31 protein-coding genes are annotated in these 25,371 nt (G+C 45.7%); 10 read left to right on the forward strand and 21 right to left on the reverse strand.

The window, feature by feature from the left end:
• Positions 1-403 precede the first annotated feature (403 nt).
• From FHQ23_RS05990 to FHQ23_RS06045, 12 genes are all read right to left on the reverse strand, one after another.
• Positions 404-1,342 carry a DMT family transporter gene (locus FHQ23_RS05990; protein ID WP_139613501.1) on the reverse strand — a complete coding sequence of 313 codons (939 nt, stop codon included), beginning with the start codon at positions 1,340-1,342 and terminating at the stop codon, positions 404-406.
• A gap of 79 nt (positions 1,343-1,421) precedes the next feature.
• Positions 1,422-2,654 carry a phosphoglycerate dehydrogenase gene (serA, locus tag FHQ23_RS05995; RefSeq protein WP_139613502.1) on the reverse strand — a complete coding sequence of 411 codons (1,233 nt, stop codon included), beginning with the start codon at positions 2,652-2,654 and terminating at the stop codon, positions 1,422-1,424.
• Positions 2,655-2,692: 38 nt separating this feature from the next.
• Entirely contained in the window at positions 2,693-3,352 is a 660-nt protein-coding gene (gene rpiA, locus FHQ23_RS06000; RefSeq protein WP_139613503.1) for a ribose-5-phosphate isomerase RpiA, read from the reverse strand.
• Between the two features lie 160 nt (positions 3,353-3,512).
• Positions 3,513-4,217 (reverse strand): phosphoribosyltransferase, encoded by a 705-nt coding sequence (locus FHQ23_RS06005; RefSeq protein WP_139613504.1) that lies wholly within the window; start codon positions 4,215-4,217, stop codon positions 3,513-3,515.
• Between the two features lie 2 nt (positions 4,218-4,219).
• The gene (gene hemW / locus FHQ23_RS06010; RefSeq protein WP_139613505.1) at positions 4,220-5,362 is read right to left on the reverse strand and encodes a radical SAM family heme chaperone HemW; all 1,143 of its coding nucleotides are present in this window, start codon (positions 5,360-5,362) and stop codon (positions 4,220-4,222) included.
• A 100-nt stretch (positions 5,363-5,462) separates the two neighbouring features.
• Complete coding sequence (gene manA, locus FHQ23_RS06015) at positions 5,463-6,653, reverse strand: mannose-6-phosphate isomerase, class I (protein WP_139613506.1); 1,191 nt, start codon at positions 6,651-6,653, stop codon at positions 5,463-5,465.
• A 31-nt stretch (positions 6,654-6,684) separates the two neighbouring features.
• The gene (locus tag FHQ23_RS06020; protein ID WP_267963640.1) at positions 6,685-7,164 is read right to left on the reverse strand and encodes a DUF986 family protein; all 480 of its coding nucleotides are present in this window, start codon (positions 7,162-7,164) and stop codon (positions 6,685-6,687) included.
• A gap of 65 nt (positions 7,165-7,229) precedes the next feature.
• Positions 7,230-8,063: a PTS mannose transporter subunit IID gene (locus tag FHQ23_RS06025; protein ID WP_139613507.1), complete on the reverse strand. Its 834-nt coding sequence runs from the start codon at positions 8,061-8,063 to the stop codon at positions 7,230-7,232.
• Positions 8,064-8,081: 18 nt separating this feature from the next.
• Positions 8,082-8,879: a PTS mannose/fructose/sorbose transporter subunit IIC gene (locus FHQ23_RS06030; RefSeq protein ID WP_132964421.1), complete on the reverse strand. Its 798-nt coding sequence runs from the start codon at positions 8,877-8,879 to the stop codon at positions 8,082-8,084.
• 32 nt (positions 8,880-8,911) lie between these two features.
• A complete protein-coding gene (gene manX / locus FHQ23_RS06035) occupies positions 8,912-9,883 on the reverse strand; it encodes a PTS mannose transporter subunit IIAB (RefSeq protein WP_139613508.1) in 972 nt (323 codons plus the stop codon).
• Between the two features lie 164 nt (positions 9,884-10,047).
• Positions 10,048-10,635 (reverse strand): XTP/dITP diphosphatase, encoded by a 588-nt coding sequence (locus FHQ23_RS06040; protein ID WP_442805451.1) that lies wholly within the window; start codon positions 10,633-10,635, stop codon positions 10,048-10,050.
• 19 nt (positions 10,636-10,654) lie between these two features.
• A complete protein-coding gene (locus FHQ23_RS06045; protein ID WP_139613510.1) occupies positions 10,655-11,266 on the reverse strand; it encodes an HAD family hydrolase in 612 nt (203 codons plus the stop codon).
• A 225-nt stretch (positions 11,267-11,491) separates the two neighbouring features.
• On the opposite strand from FHQ23_RS06045, the gene FHQ23_RS06050 reads away from it, so the two are divergent.
• The 6 genes from FHQ23_RS06050 to FHQ23_RS06075 all read left to right on the forward strand — a co-directional run bounded on the left by FHQ23_RS06050 (position 11,492) and on the right by FHQ23_RS06075 (position 15,305).
• Positions 11,492-12,508, forward strand: coding sequence for a PTS sugar transporter subunit IIC (locus FHQ23_RS06050; RefSeq protein ID WP_267963641.1), 1,017 nt, complete (start codon positions 11,492-11,494; stop codon positions 12,506-12,508).
• Between the two features lie 128 nt (positions 12,509-12,636).
• Entirely contained in the window at positions 12,637-12,897 is a 261-nt protein-coding gene (locus FHQ23_RS06055) for an antitoxin (RefSeq protein WP_139613511.1), read from the forward strand.
• 2 nt (positions 12,898-12,899) lie between these two features.
• Positions 12,900-13,298: a type II toxin-antitoxin system VapC family toxin gene (locus FHQ23_RS06060; RefSeq protein ID WP_267963642.1), complete on the forward strand. Its 399-nt coding sequence runs from the start codon at positions 12,900-12,902 to the stop codon at positions 13,296-13,298.
• Positions 13,299-13,429: 131 nt separating this feature from the next.
• On the forward strand, positions 13,430-14,584 hold the full coding sequence (metK, locus tag FHQ23_RS06065) for a methionine adenosyltransferase (RefSeq protein ID WP_139613512.1): 1,155 nt from the start codon (positions 13,430-13,432) through the stop codon (positions 14,582-14,584).
• A gap of 135 nt (positions 14,585-14,719) precedes the next feature.
• The gene (locus FHQ23_RS06070) at positions 14,720-14,992 is read left to right on the forward strand and encodes a type II toxin-antitoxin system Phd/YefM family antitoxin (RefSeq protein ID WP_139613513.1); all 273 of its coding nucleotides are present in this window, start codon (positions 14,720-14,722) and stop codon (positions 14,990-14,992) included.
• The gene (locus FHQ23_RS06075; protein WP_176552264.1) at positions 14,979-15,305 is read left to right on the forward strand and encodes a type II toxin-antitoxin system RelE/ParE family toxin; all 327 of its coding nucleotides are present in this window, start codon (positions 14,979-14,981) and stop codon (positions 15,303-15,305) included. The genes FHQ23_RS06070 and FHQ23_RS06075 overlap by 14 nt, the downstream gene beginning before the upstream one ends.
• Positions 15,306-15,415: 110 nt before the next feature.
• On the opposite strand, the gene FHQ23_RS12360 is transcribed toward FHQ23_RS06075, so the two are convergent.
• A complete protein-coding gene (locus FHQ23_RS12360) occupies positions 15,416-15,562 on the reverse strand; it encodes a hypothetical protein (RefSeq protein ID WP_176552265.1) in 147 nt (48 codons plus the stop codon).
• Positions 15,563-15,759: 197 nt separating this feature from the next.
• Here FHQ23_RS12360 and FHQ23_RS06080 point away from each other — a divergent pair, with 197 nt between their 5' ends.
• Both FHQ23_RS06080 and FHQ23_RS06085 read left to right on the forward strand, forming a co-directional pair.
• Positions 15,760-16,593, forward strand: a complete 834-nt coding sequence (locus FHQ23_RS06080) for a class II glutamine amidotransferase (protein WP_139613515.1) — start codon at positions 15,760-15,762, stop codon at positions 16,591-16,593.
• A gap of 9 nt (positions 16,594-16,602) precedes the next feature.
• Positions 16,603-17,133: a SprT family zinc-dependent metalloprotease gene (locus FHQ23_RS06085; protein ID WP_139613516.1), complete on the forward strand. Its 531-nt coding sequence runs from the start codon at positions 16,603-16,605 to the stop codon at positions 17,131-17,133.
• A gap of 415 nt (positions 17,134-17,548) precedes the next feature.
• Here the strand turns inward: FHQ23_RS06085 and xerC are convergent, their stop codons facing one another.
• From xerC to dapF, 3 genes are read right to left on the reverse strand one after another with little or no spacing between them, the layout of a single operon-like run.
• Positions 17,549-18,448 carry a tyrosine recombinase XerC gene (xerC, locus tag FHQ23_RS06090; RefSeq protein ID WP_139613517.1) on the reverse strand — a complete coding sequence of 300 codons (900 nt, stop codon included), beginning with the start codon at positions 18,446-18,448 and terminating at the stop codon, positions 17,549-17,551.
• Positions 18,449-19,141 (reverse strand): DUF484 family protein, encoded by a 693-nt coding sequence (locus tag FHQ23_RS06095; RefSeq protein WP_139613518.1) that lies wholly within the window; start codon positions 19,139-19,141, stop codon positions 18,449-18,451.
• A 9-nt stretch (positions 19,142-19,150) separates the two neighbouring features.
• On the reverse strand, positions 19,151-19,975 hold the full coding sequence (gene dapF, locus FHQ23_RS06100; RefSeq protein WP_139613519.1) for a diaminopimelate epimerase: 825 nt from the start codon (positions 19,973-19,975) through the stop codon (positions 19,151-19,153).
• Positions 19,976-20,141: 166 nt separating this feature from the next.
• Between dapF and FHQ23_RS06105 the strand changes: the two genes are divergently transcribed.
• Together FHQ23_RS06105 and FHQ23_RS06110 are read left to right on the forward strand one after the other, a co-directional pair.
• On the forward strand, positions 20,142-20,378 hold the full coding sequence (locus tag FHQ23_RS06105) for a hypothetical protein (protein ID WP_139613520.1): 237 nt from the start codon (positions 20,142-20,144) through the stop codon (positions 20,376-20,378).
• Between the two features lie 20 nt (positions 20,379-20,398).
• Entirely contained in the window at positions 20,399-20,977 is a 579-nt protein-coding gene (locus tag FHQ23_RS06110; RefSeq protein ID WP_139613521.1) for a thymidine kinase, read from the forward strand.
• Positions 20,978-21,023: 46 nt separating this feature from the next.
• Here the strand turns inward: FHQ23_RS06110 and pfkA are convergent, their stop codons facing one another.
• From pfkA to ung, 5 genes are all read right to left on the reverse strand, one after another.
• Positions 21,024-21,989, reverse strand: a complete 966-nt coding sequence (pfkA, locus tag FHQ23_RS06115; RefSeq protein WP_139613522.1) for a 6-phosphofructokinase — start codon at positions 21,987-21,989, stop codon at positions 21,024-21,026.
• A gap of 166 nt (positions 21,990-22,155) precedes the next feature.
• Positions 22,156-23,055 carry a cation diffusion facilitator family transporter gene (locus FHQ23_RS06120; RefSeq protein WP_139613523.1) on the reverse strand — a complete coding sequence of 300 codons (900 nt, stop codon included), beginning with the start codon at positions 23,053-23,055 and terminating at the stop codon, positions 22,156-22,158.
• 42 nt (positions 23,056-23,097) lie between these two features.
• The gene (locus FHQ23_RS06125; protein ID WP_139613524.1) at positions 23,098-23,685 is read right to left on the reverse strand and encodes an HI_0983 family protein; all 588 of its coding nucleotides are present in this window, start codon (positions 23,683-23,685) and stop codon (positions 23,098-23,100) included.
• A 16-nt stretch (positions 23,686-23,701) separates the two neighbouring features.
• On the reverse strand, positions 23,702-24,475 hold the full coding sequence (gene yaaA / locus FHQ23_RS06130) for a peroxide stress protein YaaA (protein WP_139613525.1): 774 nt from the start codon (positions 24,473-24,475) through the stop codon (positions 23,702-23,704).
• Positions 24,476-24,567: 92 nt separating this feature from the next.
• Complete coding sequence (ung, locus tag FHQ23_RS06135; RefSeq protein WP_139613526.1) at positions 24,568-25,245, reverse strand: uracil-DNA glycosylase; 678 nt, start codon at positions 25,243-25,245, stop codon at positions 24,568-24,570.
• Between the last annotated feature and the right edge of the window lie 126 nt (positions 25,246-25,371).

Consider the following 25,371-nt stretch of genomic DNA (forward strand, 5'->3'; position numbering starts at 1 on the left):
TTTGAAGTTGTGCTAGGTTCGAGGTATTTACAATAGAACTTTCCACATACAGCATATCAATTGTATGATTCGGCGTTAATCAAGTGTTCAAGCAAAAAATCCTAACTACCCTTTTTCTGTTCCGACAAGATTGCAGGTAAATCACTTCTATGCGTCCGGCAAGCAAATCTTGTACGCTTAGCAGCAGTAATAAATTCGCCAAACCGATCAATAAAATCCGCCCTGTTCAGCTTTCGCCATGTTTAAAGTGCACTATAATCAAAGGTGATGCACTCACTCTGTTGACCAAACTTTTTTACCAAAGTGGCTTTCCTCACCTTTTGTGTACCTAATCAGCACACCATTGGTGTATCGGACAATGTGGCTTCCATTTCGCTTCTCAAATATCAGGGAAAATAATCACTCATTTTTTGCTCGCTTCCGTCTGATTTGGTTGTTGTTTTACATTTAAATTATTACTACGTTTTTTCGTTCGCAAAGAACCTAGATAGATCGCTAACAGCGTTAAACCTGCACCGAGCCATTGCAGGCGGTTAATCGGTTTTAACAGCCAGAAATAGTCAATCAGCAGGGCGGCGATCGGTTCGCTGAGCAGCAGTAAGCCGGTAACGGAGAGCGATAACAGCGGAATTGCGTAGGCAATAAGCCCCCAGGCGAAACATTGCATAAGCGCACCGTAAAGCAGAACCAAGCCGATATCACGCCAAGTAGTGGGGTATAAATTGTGGCTGTTAAGCAGTAACGAAGGCAAAAATAATGCCAGCATACCGCCTACACTGATCAATAGCATCAATGGGAAAAGTGCGGTTTGTTCGACTTGTTGGGTTTTGCGCACAAATACCATCGACAACGCCAACATGCCACCGGATATGATGCCACTGACAAAACCCCAGCTGGCATTGCTGTTGTACCCAAACTCCGGACTGGCGATCAGCGCGACACCGCAAATTGCCAACAGCAGACTGCACAGTTGCAATTTGCTTAGTCGCTCCGCAAACCAGATAAATCCGATTGCGGCAAGAAAGAAGATCTGCAAGCTGTTGAGTAAGGTGGAAATGCCCGGCCCGACCGCATGAATACTTTCATGCCATAATGCCAAGTCTAAACCTAAAAACACGCCGGACAACAGCGCCATGCAAACTGCTTTGCGACTTTGCGGCAGTTTTTGCTTAAACAAACGCATTAAGCCCCAAAAGATCAGCGCAGCAACCAATAAGCGCCAAAAAGCAATGGCATAAGCGCCCACCGGTACAAATTTAACAATCAGACTGCCTAATCCGAAGATAACACAGCCGATAATCAACAATGGCGCGGCATAATTGGTGTTTATTTGTGGTGACATTTTCTTTTCCGAAATAAAAAGCGGCTTTCATCTGAGAAAACCGCACTTTGTGAGATTAAACCGATTTTCAAATACTGGGCTAGAACAACACGCGTGCTTTAATCGTACCTTCAATGCTGCGCAAGCGTTGTAGCACACTGTCAGTATTAGTGGTTTCAACATCAATCACCACATAACCAATTTGTGGATTGGTTTGTAAGAATTGTGCCGCAATATTTACGCCTTCATCGGTAAAGATTTGGTTGATTTTGTTCAACACTCCCGGACGGTTGTGGTGAATATGCATTAAGCGCTTGGTGCCGGAATGCTCCGGCAGCGATACTTCCGGGAAATTAACCGCTGATAAGGTAGAACCGTTATCGGAATATTTCACCAGCTTATTCGCCACTTCCGAGCCAATATTTTCTTGTGCTTCGGAGGTTGATCCGCCAATATGCGGGGTCAAAATCACATTGTCGAAACGACACAGCGGTGACTCAAATGGGTCGTTAATTGAAGCCGGCTCAGTCGGGAACACATCAATCGCCGCACCTAACACCCGTCCACTGTCGAGCGCTTCTGCCAGTGCCGCAATATCCACCACTGTGCCACGAGCGGCGTTGATCAAGATCGAATCTTGCTTCAATTGTTCAATGCGTTCTCTGCTCATCAGATTCTTGGTCGAATCATTTTCCGGCACATGCAGCGAAACCACATCACAAGTGGACAACAATTCTTCTAAGGTACGGATCTGTTGTGCATTACCGAGTGGCAATTTATTTTCAATATCATAAAAATAGACTCGCATCCCGACCGCTTCCGCCAGAATGCTCAATTGCGATCCGATATGCCCGTAGCCGATAATTCCCAGCTTTTTACCACGCACTTCATGTGAACCGTTTGCAGATTTATTCCATAAACCGCGATGCACTTCTGCATTTGCCTGCGGCACTTTGCGCATTAACAGTAAAATCTCGCCTAACACCAATTCAGCCACCGAGCGGGTGTTGGAAAACGGTGCATTAAACACCGGAATCCCGCGCTGTTTCGCCACCTCCAAGTCCACCTGATTGGTACCGATGCAAAAACAGCCGATAGCAATCAGCTTCTGCGCATGCTGCAACACTTCCGCCGTTAAGTCGGTTCGCGAGCGAATGCCGATAAAATGGGCGTCTTTGATCGCTTCAATCAGGTCTTCTGCATCCAATGCTTTTTTATGGTACTCAATATTGGTGTAACCCGCATGATGCAGACTATCCAATGCACTTTGATGTACGCCTTCCAGCAGCAAAAATTTGATTTTTGCCTTATCTAGTGAGACTCTTACTGTCATGTTGTTTCCTCTAGTTCCTAAGTTAAGCTAAAATCCTGTTACACTAAAACCTGAGCCCCTTGAGCACTACCGACAATCACAATATCGGCACTGCGCAAAGCAAAAATTCCGTTGGTGACTACGCCGGCGATATTATTCAGGGTCTTTTCCATTTCCATCGGCTGCATAATTTTGAAGTTATACACGTCTAAAATCACATTGCCGTTATCGGTAACCACACCTTCGCGATATTCCGGTGCACCGCCTAAGCCGACCAATTTCCGCGCCACATAAGAGCGAGCCATCGGAATCACTTCCACCGGCAATGGGAATGTTGAGCCTAACACATCAACTTGCTTACTGGAATCCACAATACAGATGAATTTTTTTGCTAATGAAGACACAATTTTTTCACGTGTCAAGGCCGCTCCCCCGCCTTTAATCATCATTTTTTGCGGGTTGATTTCATCAGCACCGTCCACATAAATATCCAAAGCGGAAACCTCATTGGCGTTAAATACTTCAATGCCCAAGGCGCTTAAACGACGTTCAGACTCTTTCGACGCCGCCACCGCTCCTTTAATTTCATCTGCCATTGTGCCTAAGGCATCGATAAAACAGTTCACCGTCGAACCGCTGCCAACCCCGACAATGCTATCGGGTTGCACATATTTTAACGCTGCTTGCGCCGCCTGTTTTTTCATTTCGAGCTGATCCATGACTTATCCTTATGATGAGAGAATTAATTTATCTTACTACGTTATTGTTATTGTTCAATGGCTTTCAGATACGATGGAAACAAAAACGTCTTGGCAAGAAGTTACCAAGACGTTTTCTTATTAGTTTGAATAGCTTAGTTGTTCCAATTTTCGATAAGCATCAATTTTGTTTTGCCTTAATGATAAAATCTCTGACTTGGTCAATTGTTTTACCTGAATTGATGAGGAATTTTGCTTCCCACTCGGTGAGTTTATCAAAACCATAGCCAAATTCTCTTGTCCACCACGCTTCAAGATCGCCATATTTTCCTCTCAGTTGTGTCAGTGTTGTTGTTGATAGTTTTAATTGTACTGAATATTGCTTGCCAGTTAAAGCATAAACCGCAATAACCTTACCACCTTGCCTTTCAATATAACCTTTTAAACTGGCTAATGTTCCGCCTTGAGTTTGAGTGTCGTCTAAAATGAGTGCATTTTGATGAGCTGGAAAAACTCCATCGAATTTAGGTGAATTTGCCAATCTATGCCAACCATCACTGCCAGTTCGCGAGACTTTAGTCGCTTGCACAATAGATAAATCAACTGCTTTACCTAATTTTTCCGCTAGCACTTTTGCCACGGCTAAAGGAATCATATTAATTCCAATCGCTTCCTCGGCATGCACCGGCACTATAACAAAATCCTGCTGACCAATAATTAATTTTAATTTTTGTACCGCTTCATCAGTCACTAAATCCTTCGCCAAACGGTATGCTGCGGTCACATCACCGGATTTTGCGGCAATATATTCCGGATGTGATGTTGCATCACCTAAACGTCGATCAATCAAGGTATCTGGGAAATTATCATTCCATTCTGTACGCATATTTAATCCAAAAACCGTGCTAACAATTCATTCAAAAACAGTTTGCCGTGTTCGGTGATTTGCCAAGTGCGGTCGGTTTCCACAAGATAATGCTGTTGTTTTGCCCATTCTATATTCTCAGTGACACCGGCAAGATCTAAGCCGGTCAGTTGCACGAAATCCTGTTTGGCAACCGGTTCTAGCAAACGAAAACGGTTCATAAAAAATTCAAACGGACGTTCTGCTACGCTGACCGCACTTTGCGTATGCAGATAGTTGCCTTGCATATAGCCTTTCGGGTGTTTGGTTTTGGCGTAGCGCACAATCTCGCCGTTCGGGAAACTGACTTTGCCGTGCGCGCCGCAGCCGATCGCCAGATAGTCACCGAAACGCCAATAATTTAGATTATGTCGGCATTGATAGCCCGGTTTGGCGTAAGCCGAGGTTTCATATTGCTGATAACCCGCTTCGGTCAACAGCCGGTGTCCTTGCTCGAAAATATCCCAAAGCGCGTCATCATCCGGCAATTTTGGCGGTCGGTAATAGAACAGCGTATTCGGTTCGATCGTAAGCTGATACCACGACAAGTGCGGTGGATTGAGCGCAATCCCCTGGCGCAAATCATTTAACGCCTGCTCAACCGTTTGATTCGGCAAGCCGTGCATCAAATCGATATTAAAACTGTTTAAGCCGCTGTTTTTGGCAAACTGAATCGCCTGCACCGCCTCTTCCACGTTATGAATCCGCCCCAGTCGTTGCAGCTTTTCTTGCTCGAAACTTTGGATCCCCATTGAAATGCGGGTCACGCCGGCTTGGCGATAACCGATAAAACGCTCCGCTTCCGCCGTGCCAGGATTGGCTTCAAGGGTAATTTCAATCCCGTCGGCAAACGCAATTCGCTGTTCAACCTGTTGCAGCAGATGGGCAATGCCTTTTGCCGAAAACAGGCTCGGCGTACCGCCACCGATAAAAATCGAATGCAAAGTGCGGTTTTGCACATAAGGCAAATCGTTGTCTAAGTCTTGCAGCAGATGCCGAATATACTCCGCTTCCGGAATCGCCCCTTTCTGGGCATGGGAATTGAAATCACAATAGGGGCATTTCTGTACGCACCAGGGAATGTGGATGTAAAGGCTCAAGGGTGGTAAGGTGATTGATTGTGGCATTATGGCATCAAAATGGTTGCAAGTGCGGTTATTGTACCCGATAAAAAAGCATAACCGATCAATTATTTCAGTTATGCTTTTTCATATCACACCGCAGAAATCAAGGCAGTTTTGCTAATACACAGTAGCCACTCTGCCGTCCGATAAGCTCAAATGCCGTGTCGGCATCAATAAAGGCTGATTGCCCTTGTCGCAAGGGCAGCGTCTGTCCGGTTGTGCGCAATTGCAACTCGCCGCTCATCACCAACAAAATAACCGCACTTTTTGCCTGCTCGGACACCCGCTCATCCTGTTGATAAGCGATATGCTGCAAGGCAAAATCTTGCGCCGGTGTCGGGTAGGTATAATTGGTGGTTATTGTCGGTGCAATGATCTGCGGCGTAATCTCAGTGCAATCGATTACTTGTAATAATTCAGCAATATCCACATGTTTCGGCGTCAATCCACCACGAATCACGTTATCAGAGCACGCCATCAACTCAATATTCTGCCCGCGCAAATACGCATGCGGAATGCCTGCATCCTGATAAATACCTTCCCCGGTTTTCAAGTTGACCAGATTAAACAGATAGAAACACAGTAAGCCCGGATCCAGTTTATCCAAACTAATTTGCATACTTTCTAAGCTGTACAACAGCCAATAATCCGGATTATCCAGCGTTAATTGCTGTTGCTGATAAGCTGCTTGCTGCTGTTGAATCACCGGCAACAGCCAAGCAGCCAACTGCGTTTGATCCGCCTGCATAATTTCCGCATAAAAACCGTGCAGATCCGTTTGTTGCAACCGTTTTAACAAGGGCAAAAATGCAGCGTGCCGTTGCAATTCCTGCTCAATTTTCGTTCTGGTTTTAAAGCCGTGCAACAACCAAAAATCGGATAAGGCAATCATCATTTCCGGTTTATGGTTGTTGTCTTTATAAGTGCGCTTTGGATCGCTTAGGCTGATCCCCGCCGTATTTTCACGCGCAAAGCCGATTTCAGCCTGTACTTTGGTCGGATGCAGCTGGATAGAGAGCGGTTTTTCCACATCCAAAATCTTTAATAGATAAGGCAATTCCACGCCAAACTGCGCAATGCTGCGCTCCCCCAGACTGGTTGGGTTCAATTTCAAATACGCATTCAGCGCCAATTCGCCAATCTCGGTTTTCAGCATCGAGGGCGAAGATGGGTGGGCGCCAAGCCACCATTCGGCATAATACGGTTGCTGTTTGGTGATACCCAACCACTGTGGAATGTAGTCTTGCCCGCCCCAAACATAGTGTTGTGCTGTGCCTTGTAATGAATATAGCATGTTGTCCTCTGATTATTTTATGCTTAATATTTCACCCTGAAGCTGGGCGCTGTACCCGGCCACTATCAATGAAAAATTGCAAAATTTTAGGTAAATCATCTACGTCCACTACATAGATCAGCAGACGTTTGTGATTGTATAAGTCTATCACTAAAACCCCGTCTTCTGACAAATTGATGGCGGCTATCCGCTCATAAGGCAGGTAAAAATTGGCGTAGAAAAAGCCGTTTTCTTTTAAAAGGAGTACAGGATTGCGCAAAAATGCAGTGTAGCCGCACAAGATCGCCAAGATTATCAACAAATACAGGGTAAGCGGTGTAATCCCGCTTTGATAAACCAACAAGCCGATTAGGGCAATAAAAATAACCGCATCCAGTCTCCCACGATTCTGCAACCGCACTTTGAGTTGGGTTTTGCCCTTCCACCGATTCATGACGAATTGATCATAAAAACCGTACACAAAAAACAATATAACGGCACAGAGTAAAATGCCGTCGGTTAAATTGATCATCCCATTTTGCCTCTCAATAAAAATACCCTCTCAATGCCAAAGAGGGTATCAATTGCTTTAATCCGTTATGCCAACAGTCCGGTCCATGCGCCCAGAATACCAATCACAAAGAAGCCCATAATGATCCACAATGCATTGACACGGTTACGCAACAGCCACATACAGCCAAAGGTCAATAACAGCGGTACCAGCCCCGGCATAAGACTGTCCAGCACGCTTTGCACGGTGGTAACCGTGGTTTCACCGACCTGATTGGTCATGCGGGCAATTTCCAATGGGATATTGACACTGGTCCATTTATTGACCAGCGCCCCCATAATAAACAAGCCCAGTATTGAAGCGCCTTCGGTCAGCTTTTGCAGCAAGCCGCCGCTCATATCACCAACAACATCCAGCCCTTTTTTGTAGCCGTAATGCACGCCGTAATAGCGAGTTGCCAAACGAACCAAGTTAAACAATAAAAAGAACAGGATTGGGCCTAAAATACTGCCGTTTAATGCCAAGTTTGCCCCAAGTGCGGCAAAAACTGGGCGCGCTGTACCCCAATAGATCGGATCGCCAACACCAGCCAAAGGCCCCATCAAGCCGACTTTGATCCCGTTGATTGCGCCATCGTCAATCTCTTTGCCATTTGCCCGCTCTTCTTCCATCGCAATGGTCACGCCCAACACCGGCGCTGCAACAAAGGGTTGAGTATTAAAAAACTCTAAGTGGCGCTTGATCGCATCTTTGCGTTCTTGTGAATGTTGATCCGGGTATAAACGACGGATTACCGGCACCATAGAATAAGCAAATCCCAACGCTTGCATACGCTCGAAGTTCCAAGATCCTTGAAACAGGTTAGAACGTAACACCACCGCATTCAAATCTTGTTTTGTGACTTTTTTCTCGTTACTCATTTTCTCAATTCCTTGTGCTTAATCTAATCTGTTATCCAAATCGTTGTTGCTGACAACCTGCACCACTTGCTGGCTTTGGTTATATTTCGGGTGCAGCTGAATGTACAATACTGCCATCACGCCGCCCAATACCCCTAAAGCAACCAAGTTGAAATTGGTGAATGCTGCCACCACAAAACCAGCATAGAAGAATGGCATCAAATGCCCGGCTCGCATCATGTTGATCACCATCGCATAACCAACCACCACAATCATGCCGCCGGCGATTTTCAAGCCTGAAGTCACCACCACCGGAATCGAATCTAACATCGCGCGTACGCCATCAGTACCGGCAGTTAATGCCACAATCAGCGCAGGAATGGCAATCCGCATCGCTTGCAATAATAGTGCAGAAGCATGGATCCAAGACAGCGTAGTCAAATTGCCGGTCTCGACACATTTATCGGCCGCATGTTGGAAGCCCACCGTGATGGTGCGCACCACATAGGTCAGCACTTGTCCTGCCGCTGCCAACGGAATTGCCAATGCAATTGCAGTGCTGATGTCCTGCCCGCTGACAATCGCCAAAATCGTGGAAATGATGGAGGCAAGTGCGGTATCCGGCGCCAAGGCTGCACCGATATTCATCCAGCCTAATGCCAACATTTCTAAGGTTCCGCCGACAATAATCCCGGTTTTAATATCGCCCAACACCAGACCAACTAAGGTACAGGCGATCAGCGGACGGTGGGTTTGAAATTCGTCCAGAATTGAACCCATACCTGAAATACAGGCAATGATAAAGATCAAAATGATCTGAAGTGTAGAAATTTCCATAACTCGGTTTCCTTACTGTTAAACTAAATTTGCTAAACTAAATTCGCTTTTTTCAATAAATCCATCATATCGGTTCGACTGTCTGATGACACCTTGCGCACATCCAGCTCAATATTCAGTGCTTTCAATTGCTTAAAGCTTTCCACATCGTTTTTATCCACCGAAACCGCACTGGTCAGTTGCTGCTTGCCGTCACGATATGCCATGCCACCGATATTCAACGATTTAATGCCGACGCCCGCTTCAATCAGTGTCAACGGATCTTGCGGATTAGTGAACAGCAGCATCACCCGCTCTCCGGCATATTCCGGATTGTTATACACCCGTATCATTTTTTCGACACCCACCACATGCGCAGTCACGCCCGGCGGCGCCACCTGTTTCAACAACGTCGCCCGCACAGTGTCTTTCACTACGGCGTCACTGACCACCACAATACGGCTGACCTTGGTCTCTTTGGTCCAGCGGGTTGCTACCTGACCATGAATTAAACGATCGTCAACACGTGCCAGCCCAATCACCATATTACCGGTTTTCTTGCTCACATTAACCGTAGCTTGGGACTGAACCACAGGCTCGGCTTTCGCCGCGTGCGCTTCCGGCTCGGCATATTTCAACGCTTTCACGCCGCCACGTCCGGTTTCCAATGCAATCGCCGTTAACTCCTGCAACGACGGATTATCATCACGGCCCATAAAGGTTTCGACCAACATCGGCACATTCACCCCGGCAACGACTTCCATATTGGCTTTGCCTTCCGCCACACGACTAGCCGCATTAAACGGACTACCGCCCCAAGTATCAACTAAAAACAAAACTTCGGCGCAATGCGCCAGCTCAGTTGACAATTTCGCCTGATATTTTTGAATAATGGTTTCCGCATTCTCACCGGGAACAAAATCGATGTATGCAACATTTTCTTGATCGCCGATTAGCATTTCCGTTGTTTTCAACAGTTGTTCTGCGGCGACACCATGTGTTGCAATAATAATTGCAATACTCATCTTCACCCCTTTTATTTAATTGGAAAAATTAATTAGTTTTGGTGGGCGGATTTTATAAGCAAATCGTCAGTCCACCTATTGTGAATATTCAATTAGTTGATCACGATCACACTTTAATAAAGCAATATGTCACCCATGGCATTGATATCGTTCTAATTAGCCGATTAATTCGCCAATTTCAATTGTAATTGCTGTAACGCATGAGCTCGATGTGATACTTTTTTCTTCTCATCCTGTTCTAATTCGGCAAAACTTGCTTGTTTTGGAGGATAGAAAAACAGTGAATCATAACCAAAACCGTTCTGCCCACGCTCTTCTGACAAGATTTCACCGTGACACGCACCCTCGGCAATCACCGGGATCGGATCGTTTTCGTGTTGTAACAGCACGATCACGCTGACAAATTTTGCAGAGCGATCGCGTTGATTTTCCATTTGTTGCAACAACTTTGCTCGGTTTTTGGCATCATTGCCTTCTTCTCCGGCATAACGGGCGGAATACAGTCCCGGCGCACCGCCAAGTGCGGTCACGCTCAAACCGGAATCATCGGCAATCGCCGGCAAGCCGCTGATTTTTGCCGCATGGCGTGCTTTCAAAATCGCATTCTCCACAAAGGTCAACCCGGTCTCCTCCGGACTTTCAATGCCGAATTCACTCTGCGCCACCACCTCAAAACCAAACTGTGCCAACACATCCGCCATCTCTTTCACTTTGCCTTGATTACCGGTTGCCAAAACGATTTTTTGTTTCATTATTTATCTCCATATACTCTTACTCATTTAAAAAACGATACACTTGTTCAATCCCCGCCTGATCATTCTGATACCACACCCCTTGAATACCGCACTTTTGTGCTGCATCAATATTGGCTTTCGAATCGTCGATAAACAACGAGCGATTAGGGTCGAGCTGATACTGTTCGATCGCATAGTGAAAAATATCCAAGTGCGGTTTCAACAATTGCACCTCTGCTGAAATTACGATGCCGCGAAACAAATGCCAGTAATCATAACGTTTTCTCAGGTAAGCATCGGCGTGCAGCGGCATATTGCTGATACAGATTAAATCCACTTTCTGCCGAGCCAAATCGAGCAATAACGCCAATGCTAACGGCAGCGGATCGAGTGACTCACGCACGGTTTGCATAAAGCGTTCCATTTCGCTCAACGGTTTTTCCAACAGCAGCGAAAACAACTTTAACGCATTATCATATTCGATTAAACCAGCATCCAATGCTAGCCAAGTTTGACTGAAAAACACTTGTCGATACTGCTCTCTTTCCACCGGATCTGCCGTGAAATGTTGCAAAATCTTGTCCGGCGCCCAATTGATCAACACATTACCTAAATCAAAAATCACGGTTTTTTGCATATTATTTGGCATAACCCCCCCTCAATTCAATTCAATTCAATTCAATTCAATTCAATTCAATTCAAATTATCTTAGCCGATTCCTCCTATTTTAGATAGCTACATCGACCGCACTTTGCAATGTTGTACAGGTTTCTGGCGATAACTCTTTTTTTATAAATTTATACTGCAAGATAAAAACCGCTTGACGATGAAAGCGAAAAGTATATGCTACAAAAAATAACTAGCAAGGAATCGTATGATGACCATCAAAACCTTTTTACAACAGCAGAATATTCAATTCAGCCTCAAACGTTATGCGATTGATGCCTTGAATTTTATGGCATTAGGGCTATTTTCTTCGCTAATCATCGGCTTAATTTTAAAAAATATCGGCACTTGGGCAGAGGTTAGCTGGTTAGTTGATGTCGGCGGACAAGCACAAAAAGCAATGGGGGCTGCCATTGGTGTTGGTGTAGCATATGCACTACAAGCGCCCCCATTAGTATTACTCAGCAGCACTATCACCGGTCTGGCCGGTGCAGCGCTAGGCGGTCCAGTCGGTTGCTTTTTTGCGGCTGCAATTGGGGCAGAATTCGGCAAGTTGGTCAGCAAAATCACAGTGGTGGATATTATTGTTACCCCCGCTGTAACGCTGTGTGTCGGCATAGCAACGGCGCAAGTGTTAGGGGCGCCGATTTCAACCTTAATGAATCAAATCGGCGGTTTGATTATGTGGTCGGTCGAGCTGCAACCGCTGTTAATGGGGATGGTGATCGCCGTGGTGATGGGAATTGTGTTGACCCTGCCGATTTCCAGCGCTGCCATTGCGATTTCCTTATCATTAAGCGGGTTAGCCGCCGGTGCTGCCACTGTCGGCTGTTGTTGCCAAATGGTGGGTTTTGCGGTGATGAGTTTTCGTGAAAACCGCTGGGGCGGCTTACTCAGTCAAGGATTAGGCACCAGCATGCTGCAAATGCCGAATATTGTGCGTAACCCAAAAATCTGGCTGCCACCGATCATCAGCAGTGCCATTTTAGGTCCGCTCGCCACCCTCACTTTTCAAATGTCGAATATTCCCAGCGGCGCCGGCATGGGCACCAGCGGCTTAGTCGGACAGATCGGCACACTCGATGCCATGGGTAACTCAAGTGCGGTTTGGTTAGCCATTATCTTACTGCATTTTATCCTGCCTGCGCTGTTAACCCTCAGCATTGCGCAAATTTTTCGGCGTAAAGGGTGGATTAAAGCCGGTGATTTAAGCTTATCCCAATAAAAATTGACTATTCTTGTATATAAGCCTATGCTAAAGCATAGGTCGACTGCTTTGCGGCTATAAAACTAAACAATACATTATCTGCAACTTAAAACGGATGCTTAAACAGATTAATAGACGAGGTTATCATGGAAAGAATCGTGAGTATATTTAGAAACGGGCGCAATCAAGCCGTTCGTCTGCCAGTTGATTTTGAATTTAATGTTGAACGTGTCTATATCCACCGAGAAAAAAATGGCGATGTCGTTTTATCACCCTATTCAAGTCGCGAAAAATCTTGGCATAAGTTATTAACACTATTGGAAAAAGATAATTTTGATGATTTTCTCTCTCCGGCTGAGCGTAACCAAGATGTGACAGCAAGAGACCCTTTTAATTGGATAGATTAATCATGAAATATATGCTTGATACCAATATCGTCAGTTATTTTTTTAGAAAAAATGAGACTGTTTTAGCCAAGTTAAATGCGATTTCATTGGAAAATCTGTGTATCTCTTCCATTACCGCAGCAGAATTAATTTATGGAGCAGAAAAACGCAAAAATGCCAAACTGAGCGAAATGGTAGCGCTTTTTTTAGCGTCGATGGAAATTTACGATTGGAACTATGTTGTTGCACAGCGCTATGGAAAACTGCGGGCAGAATTGGAAAAATCAGGTAACGTGATGGGTAATTTAGATTTAATGATTGCAGCTCACGCACTATCTCAAAACTGTATTTTAGTAACCAACGATAACGCATTCCAGATGATACAAAACCTCAATATTGAAAATTGGACATTGATGAAATAGTTAAAAGTGCGGTTAGCCAGTAAAAATCATTTGGTATTCTTAGGCAAAATCGGTATTATAGCCGTCCAGATGGTTACGCGTCCAAAATGGCGTAACTACCAGATTACGTAATAGCAAACAAAAGAGAAAATATGGCTAATTATCTATTTACTTCCGAATCCGTTTCCGCCGGTCACCCCGACAAAATCGCCGATCAGATTTCCGATGCGGTGTTGGACGCCATCATCGAACAAGATCCGAAAGCCCGTGTCGCTTGCGAAACCTATGTCAAAACCGGCATGGCGTTAGTCGGCGGCGAAATCACTACTTCGGCATGGGTCGATATTGAACATATCGCACGCCAAGTGATTTGCGATATCGGTTATACCTCGTCCACCATGGGCTTCGATGGGCATTCTTGTGCGGTGTTGAACGGGATCGGCAAACAATCTTCCGATATTAATCAAGGGGTGGACCGTGAAGATCCGCTGGCGCAAGGCGCTGGCGACCAAGGCATTATGTTCGGTTACGCCACCAATGAAACCGAAGTCTTTATGCCGGCACCGATTACTTACGCCCACCGTTTAATGGAACAGCAAGAAAAAGTGCGTAAAAACGGCACGTTGAACTGGCTACGCCCGGACGCCAAAAGCCAAATCACCTTCCAATACGACAAGCATAACATTGTCGGTATTGATGCGGTGGTACTCTCCACCCAACACAGCGAAGAAGTCGATCAAAAGCAGATTTACGAAGGGGTGATGGAAGAAATTATCAAACCGATTCTGCCGAGCGAATGGCTTTCCACCAACACCAAATATTTTATCAACCCGACCGGCCGCTTTGTGATCGGCGGCCCGATGGGCGACTGCGGCTTGACCGGACGTAAAATTATCGTCGATACCTACGGCGGCGCAGCCCGTCACGGCGGCGGCGCATTTTCTGGCAAAGACCCGTCTAAAGTCGATCGCTCTGCGGCATATGCCGCCCGTTATGTGGCGAAAAACATCGTTGCCGCCGGTCTTGCTGATCGCTGCGAAATCCAGCTTTCCTATGCCATCGGTGTTGCAGAGCCAACCTCAATTATGATCGAAACTTTCGGTACGGCGAAAGTCAGCGAAGCATTATTGGTGAAACTGGTGCGTGAATTTTTTGACCTGCGCCCATACGGTTTAATCAAAATGCTGGATCTGATCCAACCCATCTACCGCAAAACCGCCACCTACGGCCACTTCGGACGTAACGAATTCCCTTGGGAAAAAGTGGATCGTGCCGAAGAATTGAGAAGTGCGGCTGGGTTAAAATAATCTTTGACTGAAAAGTAAAAGTGCGGTTTGGCTGAAGGGTTGAACCGCATTTTTTATTTCGCCACTCTAGGGTCTATTAATCTACAGAAATTTCTTTATAATATCTTTAGCCAACCTCTGCATTAAGGATATTTTATGCCTACGATTAAATCCAGCACCGAATTACGAAATAACTATAATGAGATTTCGATTTTTTGCAATCAAACACAAGAACCTGTGTTTATCACCAAAAATGGGCAAGGAGATCTTGCCGTGATGAGTATCGAAACCTACGAAAAATTAGTCGGACGTTTAGAGTTATACCATTTATTGCAAGAAGGCGAACAAGCGATTACTGCGGGCAAAACACACCCATTTGAACAAGTATTCCAAGAGCTGCGCAATGAGGTGATTGGTGATAAGCAATAAATATCATGTTGAAATATCAGATACAGCTAAAGCGGATTTACACAACATTATCACCTATGTTTTTTCACAACTTTCGGCACCAATGACCGCTCTTCAACTGCTGGAAGAGTTTGAAACCACTATAGCATCACTGGTTGAAATGCCTCAACGTATTGCATTGGTTAGAGATAAAGAATTGGCGGCAATGGGCTACCGCCAAATTTCAGTAAAAAAGTATGCGATTTTTTTCAGACTCAATGAAACAAAGAATACCGTGAATATCGTCCGAATTATTTATGTAAAGCGAAACTGGGCGGCACTATTGAATCCCTAGTTCAAAACCCCATCACCGCAACTTTTCCCCACTGTTTTCAACCGGCACTCGCCCTCAAGTTCGGTCAGCAATTACTCGGCAAACGGTTTTTGCGGCTCAACGGTAGCAATCTATGAAACCACATTCACCGCACGGGTCAATATCGCCAGCGTGAGCGATTCAGATTGTGAGAAATAACAGATATAGTCTTCCCTCAACTGCGAACCTGCCAACTCCCGAATCAAGGCTTCTTTGTTGCGAATCGGTAAATTCGGCATAAGATTTCCAATAAATATAAACTGCCTTACAATTTATCGCTGCACTTTACCATACCGCACTTCCTTTTTATAAATCAATTTATTAGCGTTATTCATAACATAAAATTCTCACTTAGCACATTTGATTATTTTACATTTGCGAACCACTTCGCTAGACTTTGTTATTATCAATTAATCTCTGCATACAAGGAAAAACCATGTGCCAACTCCTCGGTATGAACTGCAACACCCCGACCGATATTGTGTTTTCGTTTGAGGGTTTCCGTTGTCGTGGTGGGTTGACGGATTCACACGCAGACGGATTTGGGATCGGTTTTTTTGAAGATAAGGGCGTGCGTTTGTTTCACGACGACAAAGCCAGCGCCACATCGCCGGTAGCGGATCTGGTACGCAATTATCCGATTCAGTCGAAAAATGTGATTGCGCATATCCGCAAGGCGACGCAAGGGCCGATTTTGCTGGCGAATACCCATCCGTTTATGCGTGAGATGTGGGGGCAATATTGGCTGTTTGCTCACAATGGTAATTTAAAAGGCTTTCAGCCAAACGAGGGGCAATATTATCGCCCGGTCGGCACGACCGATTCGGAAGCGGCGTTTTGCTATTTGCTGGAAACCTTACGTCAGAAGTTTGATCACGCCCCAAGCCTTGAGCAGATTTTTACCGAAGTGAATTTGATCGCGCAAGAAGTGCGTCAATATGGTTTGCTGAATTTTCTGTTGTCAAATGGCGATTGGTTGATTGCCCACACTGGTTCGCTGTTGCATTATATCGTACGTAAAGCACCGTTTGGCGAGGCGAAATTGGTTGATGATGACGTGCAAATTGATTTTGCTTCGGTCACCACGCCGAATGATCGGGTGGCGGTCATCGCCACGTTGCCGTTAACCGATAATGAAAATTGGCAACAATTGGCAGTCAATGAATTGGCGCTGTTTCAAGACGGCGAAATTTTACTGCGCCACACGCCTCCCAATCCGTATTACCCGACCGAAGCGAAAGGGCTGGAAATGGCGCTTCAGGCTGTGTAACCGCACTTTATGTCAATTTTACCCAACGAGCAGCAACAACTGCGCCACCTCAATCTGCAAATCAGCCGCCGCTTACGCGGCTGTTTGGCTCTCGCCGAACAGCATTTCAAGCGCACTTTTGTCATGCCGGAATTCAATTTTAACCTGCGCGGCATGAAAGCAGGCGTTGCCTACCTGCAACAAAATGAAATCCGCCTGAACCGCACTTTGCTGTTGGAAAACAGCGAGGAATTTTTGCGCCAAGTCGTGCCACACGAACTGGCGCATTTGATTGTTTATCAAGTCTTCGGGCGGGTGCAACCGCACGGCAAAGAGTGGCAGTTTGTGATGCAAAACCTATTCAAGCTACCTGCCGACACCTGCCATCAATTTGATGTGCAACGTGTGCAAGGCAGAACCGTTGCTTACCGCTGCCAGTGCCAAACCCACCAGCTCAGCGTGCGCCGCCACAATAATATCCTACGCAATAAAGTTCGTTATCATTGTCGAGTGTGTAAAGGTGTTTTACTGGAAGAAGAGGCGAAGAAACTGGTGCGGTGATAGTTTGCTTCCCCCTTGATCGGCGAAGAAATCCTAAGGTACAATCCCATGACTTCCTTCTCCCTTGATGGGAGAAGGTGCCCGAAGGGCGGATGAGGGTGAGATATCGGATCACAGCACTACATCCTGCCCCCTCATCCTGATTTTTGCTTCTGAACGAAGCAAAAATCTGTCCTTCTCCCACAAGGGGCGAAGGAATTCTAGCGACTACGTTCTATCGTTTTCACCAGTTCAGTTGCCTGCACATGACTTCCTTCTCCCTTGATGGGAGAAAGTGCCCGAAGGGCGGATGAGGGTGAGATATCGGATCACAGCACTACATCCTGCCCCCTCATCCTGATTTTTGCTTCTGAACGAAGCCAAAATCTGTTCTTCTCCCACAAGGAGAGAAGGAATTATTGCGGCACAATCTTACTCACTTCCGCTTCGCCCTCGGGTGGGCTGAGTCGTACACATCGGCAAGGTGTTTGAAATCAAGGTGGGTGTAGATTTGAGTCGTTGAGAGATTGGCATGCCCAAGAAGCTCTTGTACCGCGCGCAGGTCAGAACTGGACTCCAGCATATGCGTGGCGAACGAATGCCGCAGTTTGTGCGGGTTTAAATGGGTCGGCAAACCCTGCCGCTGCCCCCACACCTCTAAGCGTTTTTGAATCGCACGGTGAGAGATTCGCTTACCACGCTGACTAACGAATAACGCATCATCTTCTGGATTAAATAATACCCGCACCACCAGCCATTTTTGCAGCGCTTGTGCGGCATAACGCCCATACGGCAAAATCCGCTCTTTGTTACCTTTGCCGATCACGCGCAATTCTCGGCTGCGATGTTGTAAGTCGCGGAGATTAAGCTGTTGCAGCTCGTTTAAGCGCAAACCGGCGCTGTACATCAACTCCATCATCGCCAAATCACGTATATCAATCGGCTCTTTACTCGAACTATCCAATAGTAACCCAAGCTGCTCGGCTTCAATATTTTTCGGCAGGCGTTTAGCCGCTTTCGGTGCAGAAACTGCAATTGCCGGATTGACATCAATCACGCGCTGTGAAAGCAAATAATTTAAAAAACTTCGTAGACTGGAAAGTCGTAATGCTAATGTTTTTGCAGACAAATGTTGCTTTTTACTGACAGAAAGCAGAAACCGAATCACACTCGCATCCACCTCTCTCCAGTTTTCAATCTGTTGAGATTCTAAAATCGTAATACATACCGCTAAATGCCGTTGGTAATTCTCAATTGTCAGTTCGCTCAAGCGACGTTCAATGCGCAAATAGTTCCAATAGCCCTGTAATGGTTGCGAAAGTGCGATTGCGCTCATTTACAGTTTCTCAATCAGCCAATGATCGAGATGTTGTTCGATCATTTCGGCAAGTTGGCGTAAGAACGAAGTTTCTTGATTACGGTGAAAATGGCGCTCGTCTTTTGCCGCAAACAATAACACCGCCGTGTAAGGGTGACGCGATTTACGTTTACCCAACAGGCAAAGCGCCACCGAGCCAATCGGAAAATCTTCCGGCAATAACAACAGCGTTTTTTCACGATGGGTCAAAGTGCCTAAATAGTGGCGCTGCAAACCGAAACGTTCCAAACGGATAATCTCAAACGCTGTGCGATCCAACCAGTTTTGCGCTGCGATCTCCTCGTTTTCCACCCAACTGTCACGAAACAGCAACAGCGTGCCTTTTTGCAAGCCAAGTGCGGTTGTCCAGTCTTGCAAGATTGTTAACCCGTCAGGTAATCGTTTCGCTTGTGAAAATCGGGTTTGCAGCGGTAACAGGCTGAAAAACATCCGCTCGTTGTGTTCTGCCATTTTATGAATCGTATCCAACTCTTGCTGTTGGCGCTGCAATTGATCACGCTGGCGTTGCAGCTTGGTTTCAACCAGCGACAAAACTCCTTTATGCCGATGTGTCACTTGCAACTGGTCTAACAATTGCGGATAGTCCTGAAAAAAATCCGGATGCTGACGCAGATAATCTGCTACCGCACTTGCGTTCAATTCTTCGCTCATCACAGCCCCTTACAATCGAATATAACCGTCAAACAGATGCGTCGCATCACCAGTCATAAACAACGGTTTGCCCTCGCCTTGCCATTCGATCAACAATTTACCACCGGGTAACTCGACTTCGACCCGATTATCCAATATGCCCTGCATGATGCCGACCGCCGCCGCAGCACAAGCGCCGCTGCCACAGGCTTGGGTTTCGCCCGCGCCCCGTTCAAACACCCGCAGCTTAATCTGTTTACGGTTTAAAACCTGCATAAAACCTATATTAGCACGCTCCGGAAAACGGTCGTGATGTTCCAACAGCGGTCCTAAACGTTCGACCGACGCTGTCATCACATCGTCCACCGTCAGCACGCAATGCGGATTGCCCATCGACACCACGCCGCACAGCACGGTTTCTAACTCGGTACGCAAAATATAATTTTTTTCAAATTTATTGGCGCTGAACGGTACCTTACTCGGCTCCCAGACCGGTTCGCCCATATTGACTCGGATTTGGTCGTCATCTTTAATGCTTAGCACTATTTTACCTTTTTGGGTGCTGACGCTGATCTCTTTTTTATTAGTCAAGCCTTTCAACTGCACAAAACGCGCAAAACAGCGCGCGCCGTTGCCACACTGCGCCACTTCGCTGCCGTCGGCATTAAAAATACGGTAATGGAAATCCATGTCAGGATCGTAAGGCGGCTCGACCAACAATAGTTGATCAAAACCCACACCTCGATGACGATCCGCCAAGCGACGAATCGTACCTTCTGGGAAAAAAACATTCTGGGTGATACCGTCCACCACCATAAAATCGTTTCCCAGACCGTGCATTTTTGAAAATTGCATATCATATCCTTTATTTTTAATCATATTCACATTATAAACCAAGCTAGGGGAATGTCTAAATGATTCATCTGCGCTCTGTTTGTCAAATGCCGTTTGTCAAATGCCTTTTACCAAATAGCGTTGTTATGATAGGATTTCCGCAACGTTTCTCTCGATCGGATGACTTATGGAAAATATCAAAAAAACACAGGCAATGCGCGCCGCCGGATTGGGTTGCGCTATCAGCATCGCTATTATTGCCTATTTTTTGTTCAGCTTACCCACAGAACAATTGATGGATTATCTGACCGCACTTGGACATTGGTTTGGCGCCAGCACCACTGTCGGCATTTTTGTGCTAGCATGTTTGCCAGTTTTGGTCAGTGTCTTGTTCTACTGGATTTATTACTGGCTAAAAAATTGATTTAGAACGAGTCACAGACTATGGCAAAACTCTATTTTTATTACTCATCCATGAACGCCGGCAAGTCAACCACCTTGCTGCAATCTTCTTATAACTATCGCGAGCGGCACATGAACACCTTGGTTTACACTGCCGCAATCGATAACCGTTTTGGCACAGCCAAAGTCACCTCACGCATCGGCATCAGCCAAGAAGCGTTGGTGTTCACCAATGAAACGGACTTATACCAACAAATCAAAGCGCAAATTCATCAACAACCGCTGCACTGTATTTTGGTCGATGAAGCGCAATTTCTAACCAAAGCACAGGTTTATCAACTCAGTGACGTGGTCGATAAACTGCACATTCCGGTATTGTGCTACGGCTTACGCACCGATTTTCAGGGCGAATTGTTCAAAGGCAGCCAATATTTATTAGCCTGGGCAGATCAGTTGGAAGAGCTGAAAACCATTTGCTACTGCGGACGCAAAGCTAACTTTGTACTGGGTTTGAACGAACAAGGCGAGGTGGTCAAAGCCGGCGAGCAGATTCAAATCGGCGGAAATGACAGCTATTTGTCTGTTTGCCGCCGGCATTATAAAGAGCGGTTGGGAAAATAAACAAAAACCCGCTAAATCAGCGGGTTTTGCCTGTTTAATCAAACGATTAATACAACTTTCTTGATGCTTCAAACCAATCCGCTTTAAATGGGCGCTTCATGTTGGTTATCGCGTCAATAATATCATGGTGTACTAATTTTTCATTTTGAATGCCGATACAACGACCACCGATACCTTGTTTCAATAGTTCAACTGCATAAACGCCCATGCGCGAAGCTAAAATACGGTCAAAAGCACAAGGCGCACCACCTCGTTGAACATGTCCCAATACGGTAGCACGGGTTTCCAGTTTCACTCGGGATTCGATTTCTTTCGCTAATTCATTTACATCACAGATATACTCAGTAATCGCAATAATAGCGTGACGTTTGCCTTTTTGGAAACCATATTCGACTTTCTTGATTAAAGCCTCACGCTCAAATGGACGCTCTGGCACGACAATGAATTCACAACCACCGGCAATTGCCGCACCCAGCGTTAAATCCCCGCAGTGGCGACCCATGATTTCGATAATGGAAACACGTTGGTGCGAACTTGAGGTATCACGCAGGCGGTCTATGGCTTCCAATGCCGTTTCAAGTGCGGTTTGATATCCGATGGTATAATCCGTACCCGCCACATCATTATCAATAGTACCCGGAATCCCGATACATGGGAAACCGTACTCTTCGGTGATTAACTTAGCGCCCATGTAAGAACCGTCACCACCAATCACCACCAGTGAGTCAATTCCGTGCGCTTTCAAATTTTCTACCGCTTTCGCCCGCACTTCCGGTTTTTTAAACTCAGGAAAACGTGCAGAGCCTAGAAATGTACCGCCACGACTAATAATATCCGATACAGAAAAACGTTCTAACTTTTTGATATTATTGTTATAAAGTCCTTGATATCCATCATATACGCCATATACTTCCATACCTTCGAATAGCGCAGAACGCACCACGCCGCGAATTGCCGCATTCATACCCGGCGCATCTCCGCCACTGGTTAAAATAGCAACTTTTTGTACCATGTTGAGTTACCTTCTAAATTTAATTTAAACGATTAAAATAATTGTGCGTAGAGTACACGATCCCGGAGTGACTCTCTATAGAAAAATTGCATTTCTGCTATTTTTTTATTGTTTGTTAACATTTTTACAATCTTATGTCTTGATTTTATGACAAACCGAAAACAGTTTATTTTTGCCGTGCCTGCAGCTCTTGCTGCACCACTGAAGTCGGCTCTTGGTGGATAATAATATCTGACATTGGAAACGCCATCAATAAACGGTTTTCTAGATTATCGGTAATTTGATGTGCGTGCCATAACGGTAGATGATCGTCCAATTCTAAATGCAATTGTATAAAACGCACAGCGCCGGAACGACGAGTGCGTAGATCGTGCACACCGATGATATTATCTTGTGCAGATACAATTTTCCAAATCAGCTCAATTTCACTGTCTGGCAAAGCACGATCAAGTAGCAACTGTACTGCTTCAAACAGCATTTTTAGTGCACTGATTAAAATATAGACTGAAATAGCCAACGCAAAAATCCCATCGGCATATACATACCCGAAAGCACTTAATCCTAATGACAGCAGCACCGCCACATTCATTAACAGATCGGTTTGATAATGCAATTGATCCGCTTTAATTGCCGGGCTTTGGGTTTTTTTGATCACATAGCGCTGGTAGCGGATCAATCCCAGGGTCATCAACAGTGTCAGCACGGTTACTGCCATTCCCAAACCCGCCGCTTGTAACGGCTGCGGGTTGATCACCCGCTCAACACCTTGCAGTAGCAGTAAAATTGCCGAACCAGAAATAAACGCCCCTTGAATCAAGGTTGCCAATGATTCCGCCTTGCCGTGACCGAAAGAGTGATTGTCGTCCGCCGGCATCAGCGAAAAACGCAAAATCAACATACTGGTAAACGATGCCAGCAAGTCAAGCAATGAATCAATAATTGAGGCAAGTATACTGACCGAACCGGTCTGCCACCACGCCACACTCTTGATTAAAATCAGGCAAAGTGCGGTACCTACAGCCAACAAGGAGGCTCGCCGCACCAAGCGGCTATATTTTTCATACATGATATAGCCAACCTCTCTATGTGCTAATGTATACGTTATAGTTTATTCACACTGCCACAACCAAGGTTGCTGCTGTAATTTGTGCAAATATTGACGAGCATTTGGGTAAATTTGATTGTTCAAAAAAACCTTCTCATCGTTGGTTACCTTTGATTTATTCTGCGCATAGGCATATTGCAGCTCTAAAAAGCCGCAACCGCTGAGCTCTCGCCCTTTTGCAACTTCTACGCCCCAATAGTCGTACTGCGCGCTAGGGCGATAAATCACGGTAGAATACAGCACATTATCTTGAATAGACAGCTCAGCAATGCTGTTTTCGCTGTGCTGATAACTGCGCTGACGCAGTTCCATTCGTTGCTGTAAACTGATATTCCGCAGGTTTTTATCAAAAAATAGGATTACTTTCTCACGGCTTAGCGTCCCTTTAGTACCTGCTTTCGGCTCATAAACGTATTTCACCATTTCAATCAGATCTACTGTTTTGCTCGGCACAAAGGTCTTGCCGTCTAATACGACTTCACTAGCCGAGCGAAAAACCTTGCTGTTATCTGGTGTGGTCGGTGTTGTGACACTCGGTCTTGTAACACATCCTGCCAACAAAACTACCAATAATAAACTGTAGCGCCACATACTGACTTCCTTATTTTTATTGTGCATCGCGCTTGAACACCCACTCGTCAGCACCCGACTGACTTTCGTCAAACCAGTACCCCCCCAAATCAAAGTTTTTCAGTGCTTCGGCGTTGTCGATGCGATGTTGAATCAAATAGCGGCACATTAAACCACGCGCTTTTTTGGCATAAAAACTGATGATTTTATATTTGCCGTTTTTATAATCTAAAAAGATCGGTTTGATAATCCGTGCGTTTAATTCCGCCGGCTTCACCGCTTTAAAGTATTCATCCGATGCTAGATTAATCAATAGCTTATCCTGTTGTTGATCCAGCGCTGTTTGCAACTGTTCAGTAATTACGCTGCCCCAAAATTCATACAAGTTTTTGCCGTTAGAATTCGCCAACTTAGTGCCCATTTCCAGACGATAGGGCTGCATTAAATCCAACGGTTTTAACAAACCATAAAGCCCCGACAACATCCGCAAGTGCTGTTGCGCATACAAAATATCATCATGAGTTAAACTTTCTGCTGCCAAACCGGTATAAACATCGCCTTTGAACGCATAAATCGCAGCTTTGGCATTGCTCTGGTTATGCTCAATTTGCCAGTCGGCAAACCGCGCTGCATTCAGCCCTGCTAGTTTATCGCTGATGTGCATTAACGAGCCGATTTGCGCCGGCGTCAATTGACGACAAACCTCAATGAGCTGACGACTATAGTCCGTCAAGCTCGGTTGCGTGAACTCAAACTGCGGTGCCGTCGCTTGAAAATCTAGGGTTTTCGCCGGGGAAATAATTGCTAACATGGTGCTTCCATCAATAAGTTAAACAGGTTGCGATTGTAACAAAACTCGCATGATTTCTCTAATGGCTTTCAACTGTTCGTACAATTGGCCATTTAAGGATCTAGTGTCAAAGGCAAGCGCCAGTCGACCGCACTTTGCCCCTGCTGCTGCAAATAGACATTGGCTTGGGAGAAGTGGCGGCAGCCGAGAAAGCCGCGATAAGCCGACAACGGTGACGGATGCGGTGCCGTTAACACCAGATGGCGTTCTCGATCGATAATGCGTCCTTTTTTCTGGGCATGGCTGCCCCACAATAAAAAGACCAGATGTTCACGCTGTTGGTTCAATTGGGCAATCACTTTATCAGTAAAGGTTTCCCAACCGAAATCCGCATGCGAATGTGCCTGCCCACGTTCTACCGTCAGCACCGTATTCAGCAACAACACGCCCTGTGCCGCCCAAGCGGCTAAATAGCCGTGCTGGGGAATCTGAAATCCTTCAATATCGTTTTCCAACTCTTTATACATATTCAGCAACGACGGTGGCGGCGCAATGCCGGCTTTCACCGAAAAAGCTAACCCATGTGCTTGGTTTGGTCCGTGATAAGGGTCTTGTCCCAAGATCACCACCTTCACTTGATCAAATTCGGTCAAACGAAAAGCAGTGAACACTTCATCGTGTGGCGGATAAACGGTTTTACCGCTCTTTTTGGCTTGCTCAATCCGTTGTAAAATCTGTAGAAAATAAGCCTGTTTTTTTTCCTCGCCAATCGCTTCTGCCCATGTTTTCATCGCTATTTTCCTACCTTATCTTGATTCCGGTCATTCAGTTAGGGTCTGTTGATCTTTGTTTATAATTTGAGCTATAGACACTTTTTCGCCACTCTTTTTGCAAATAAATAAGGCAAAAGTTGTGAA

This window comes from Testudinibacter crocodili, assembly GCF_006228025.1.
GTDB lineage: Bacteria > Pseudomonadota > Gammaproteobacteria > Enterobacterales > Pasteurellaceae > Chelonobacter.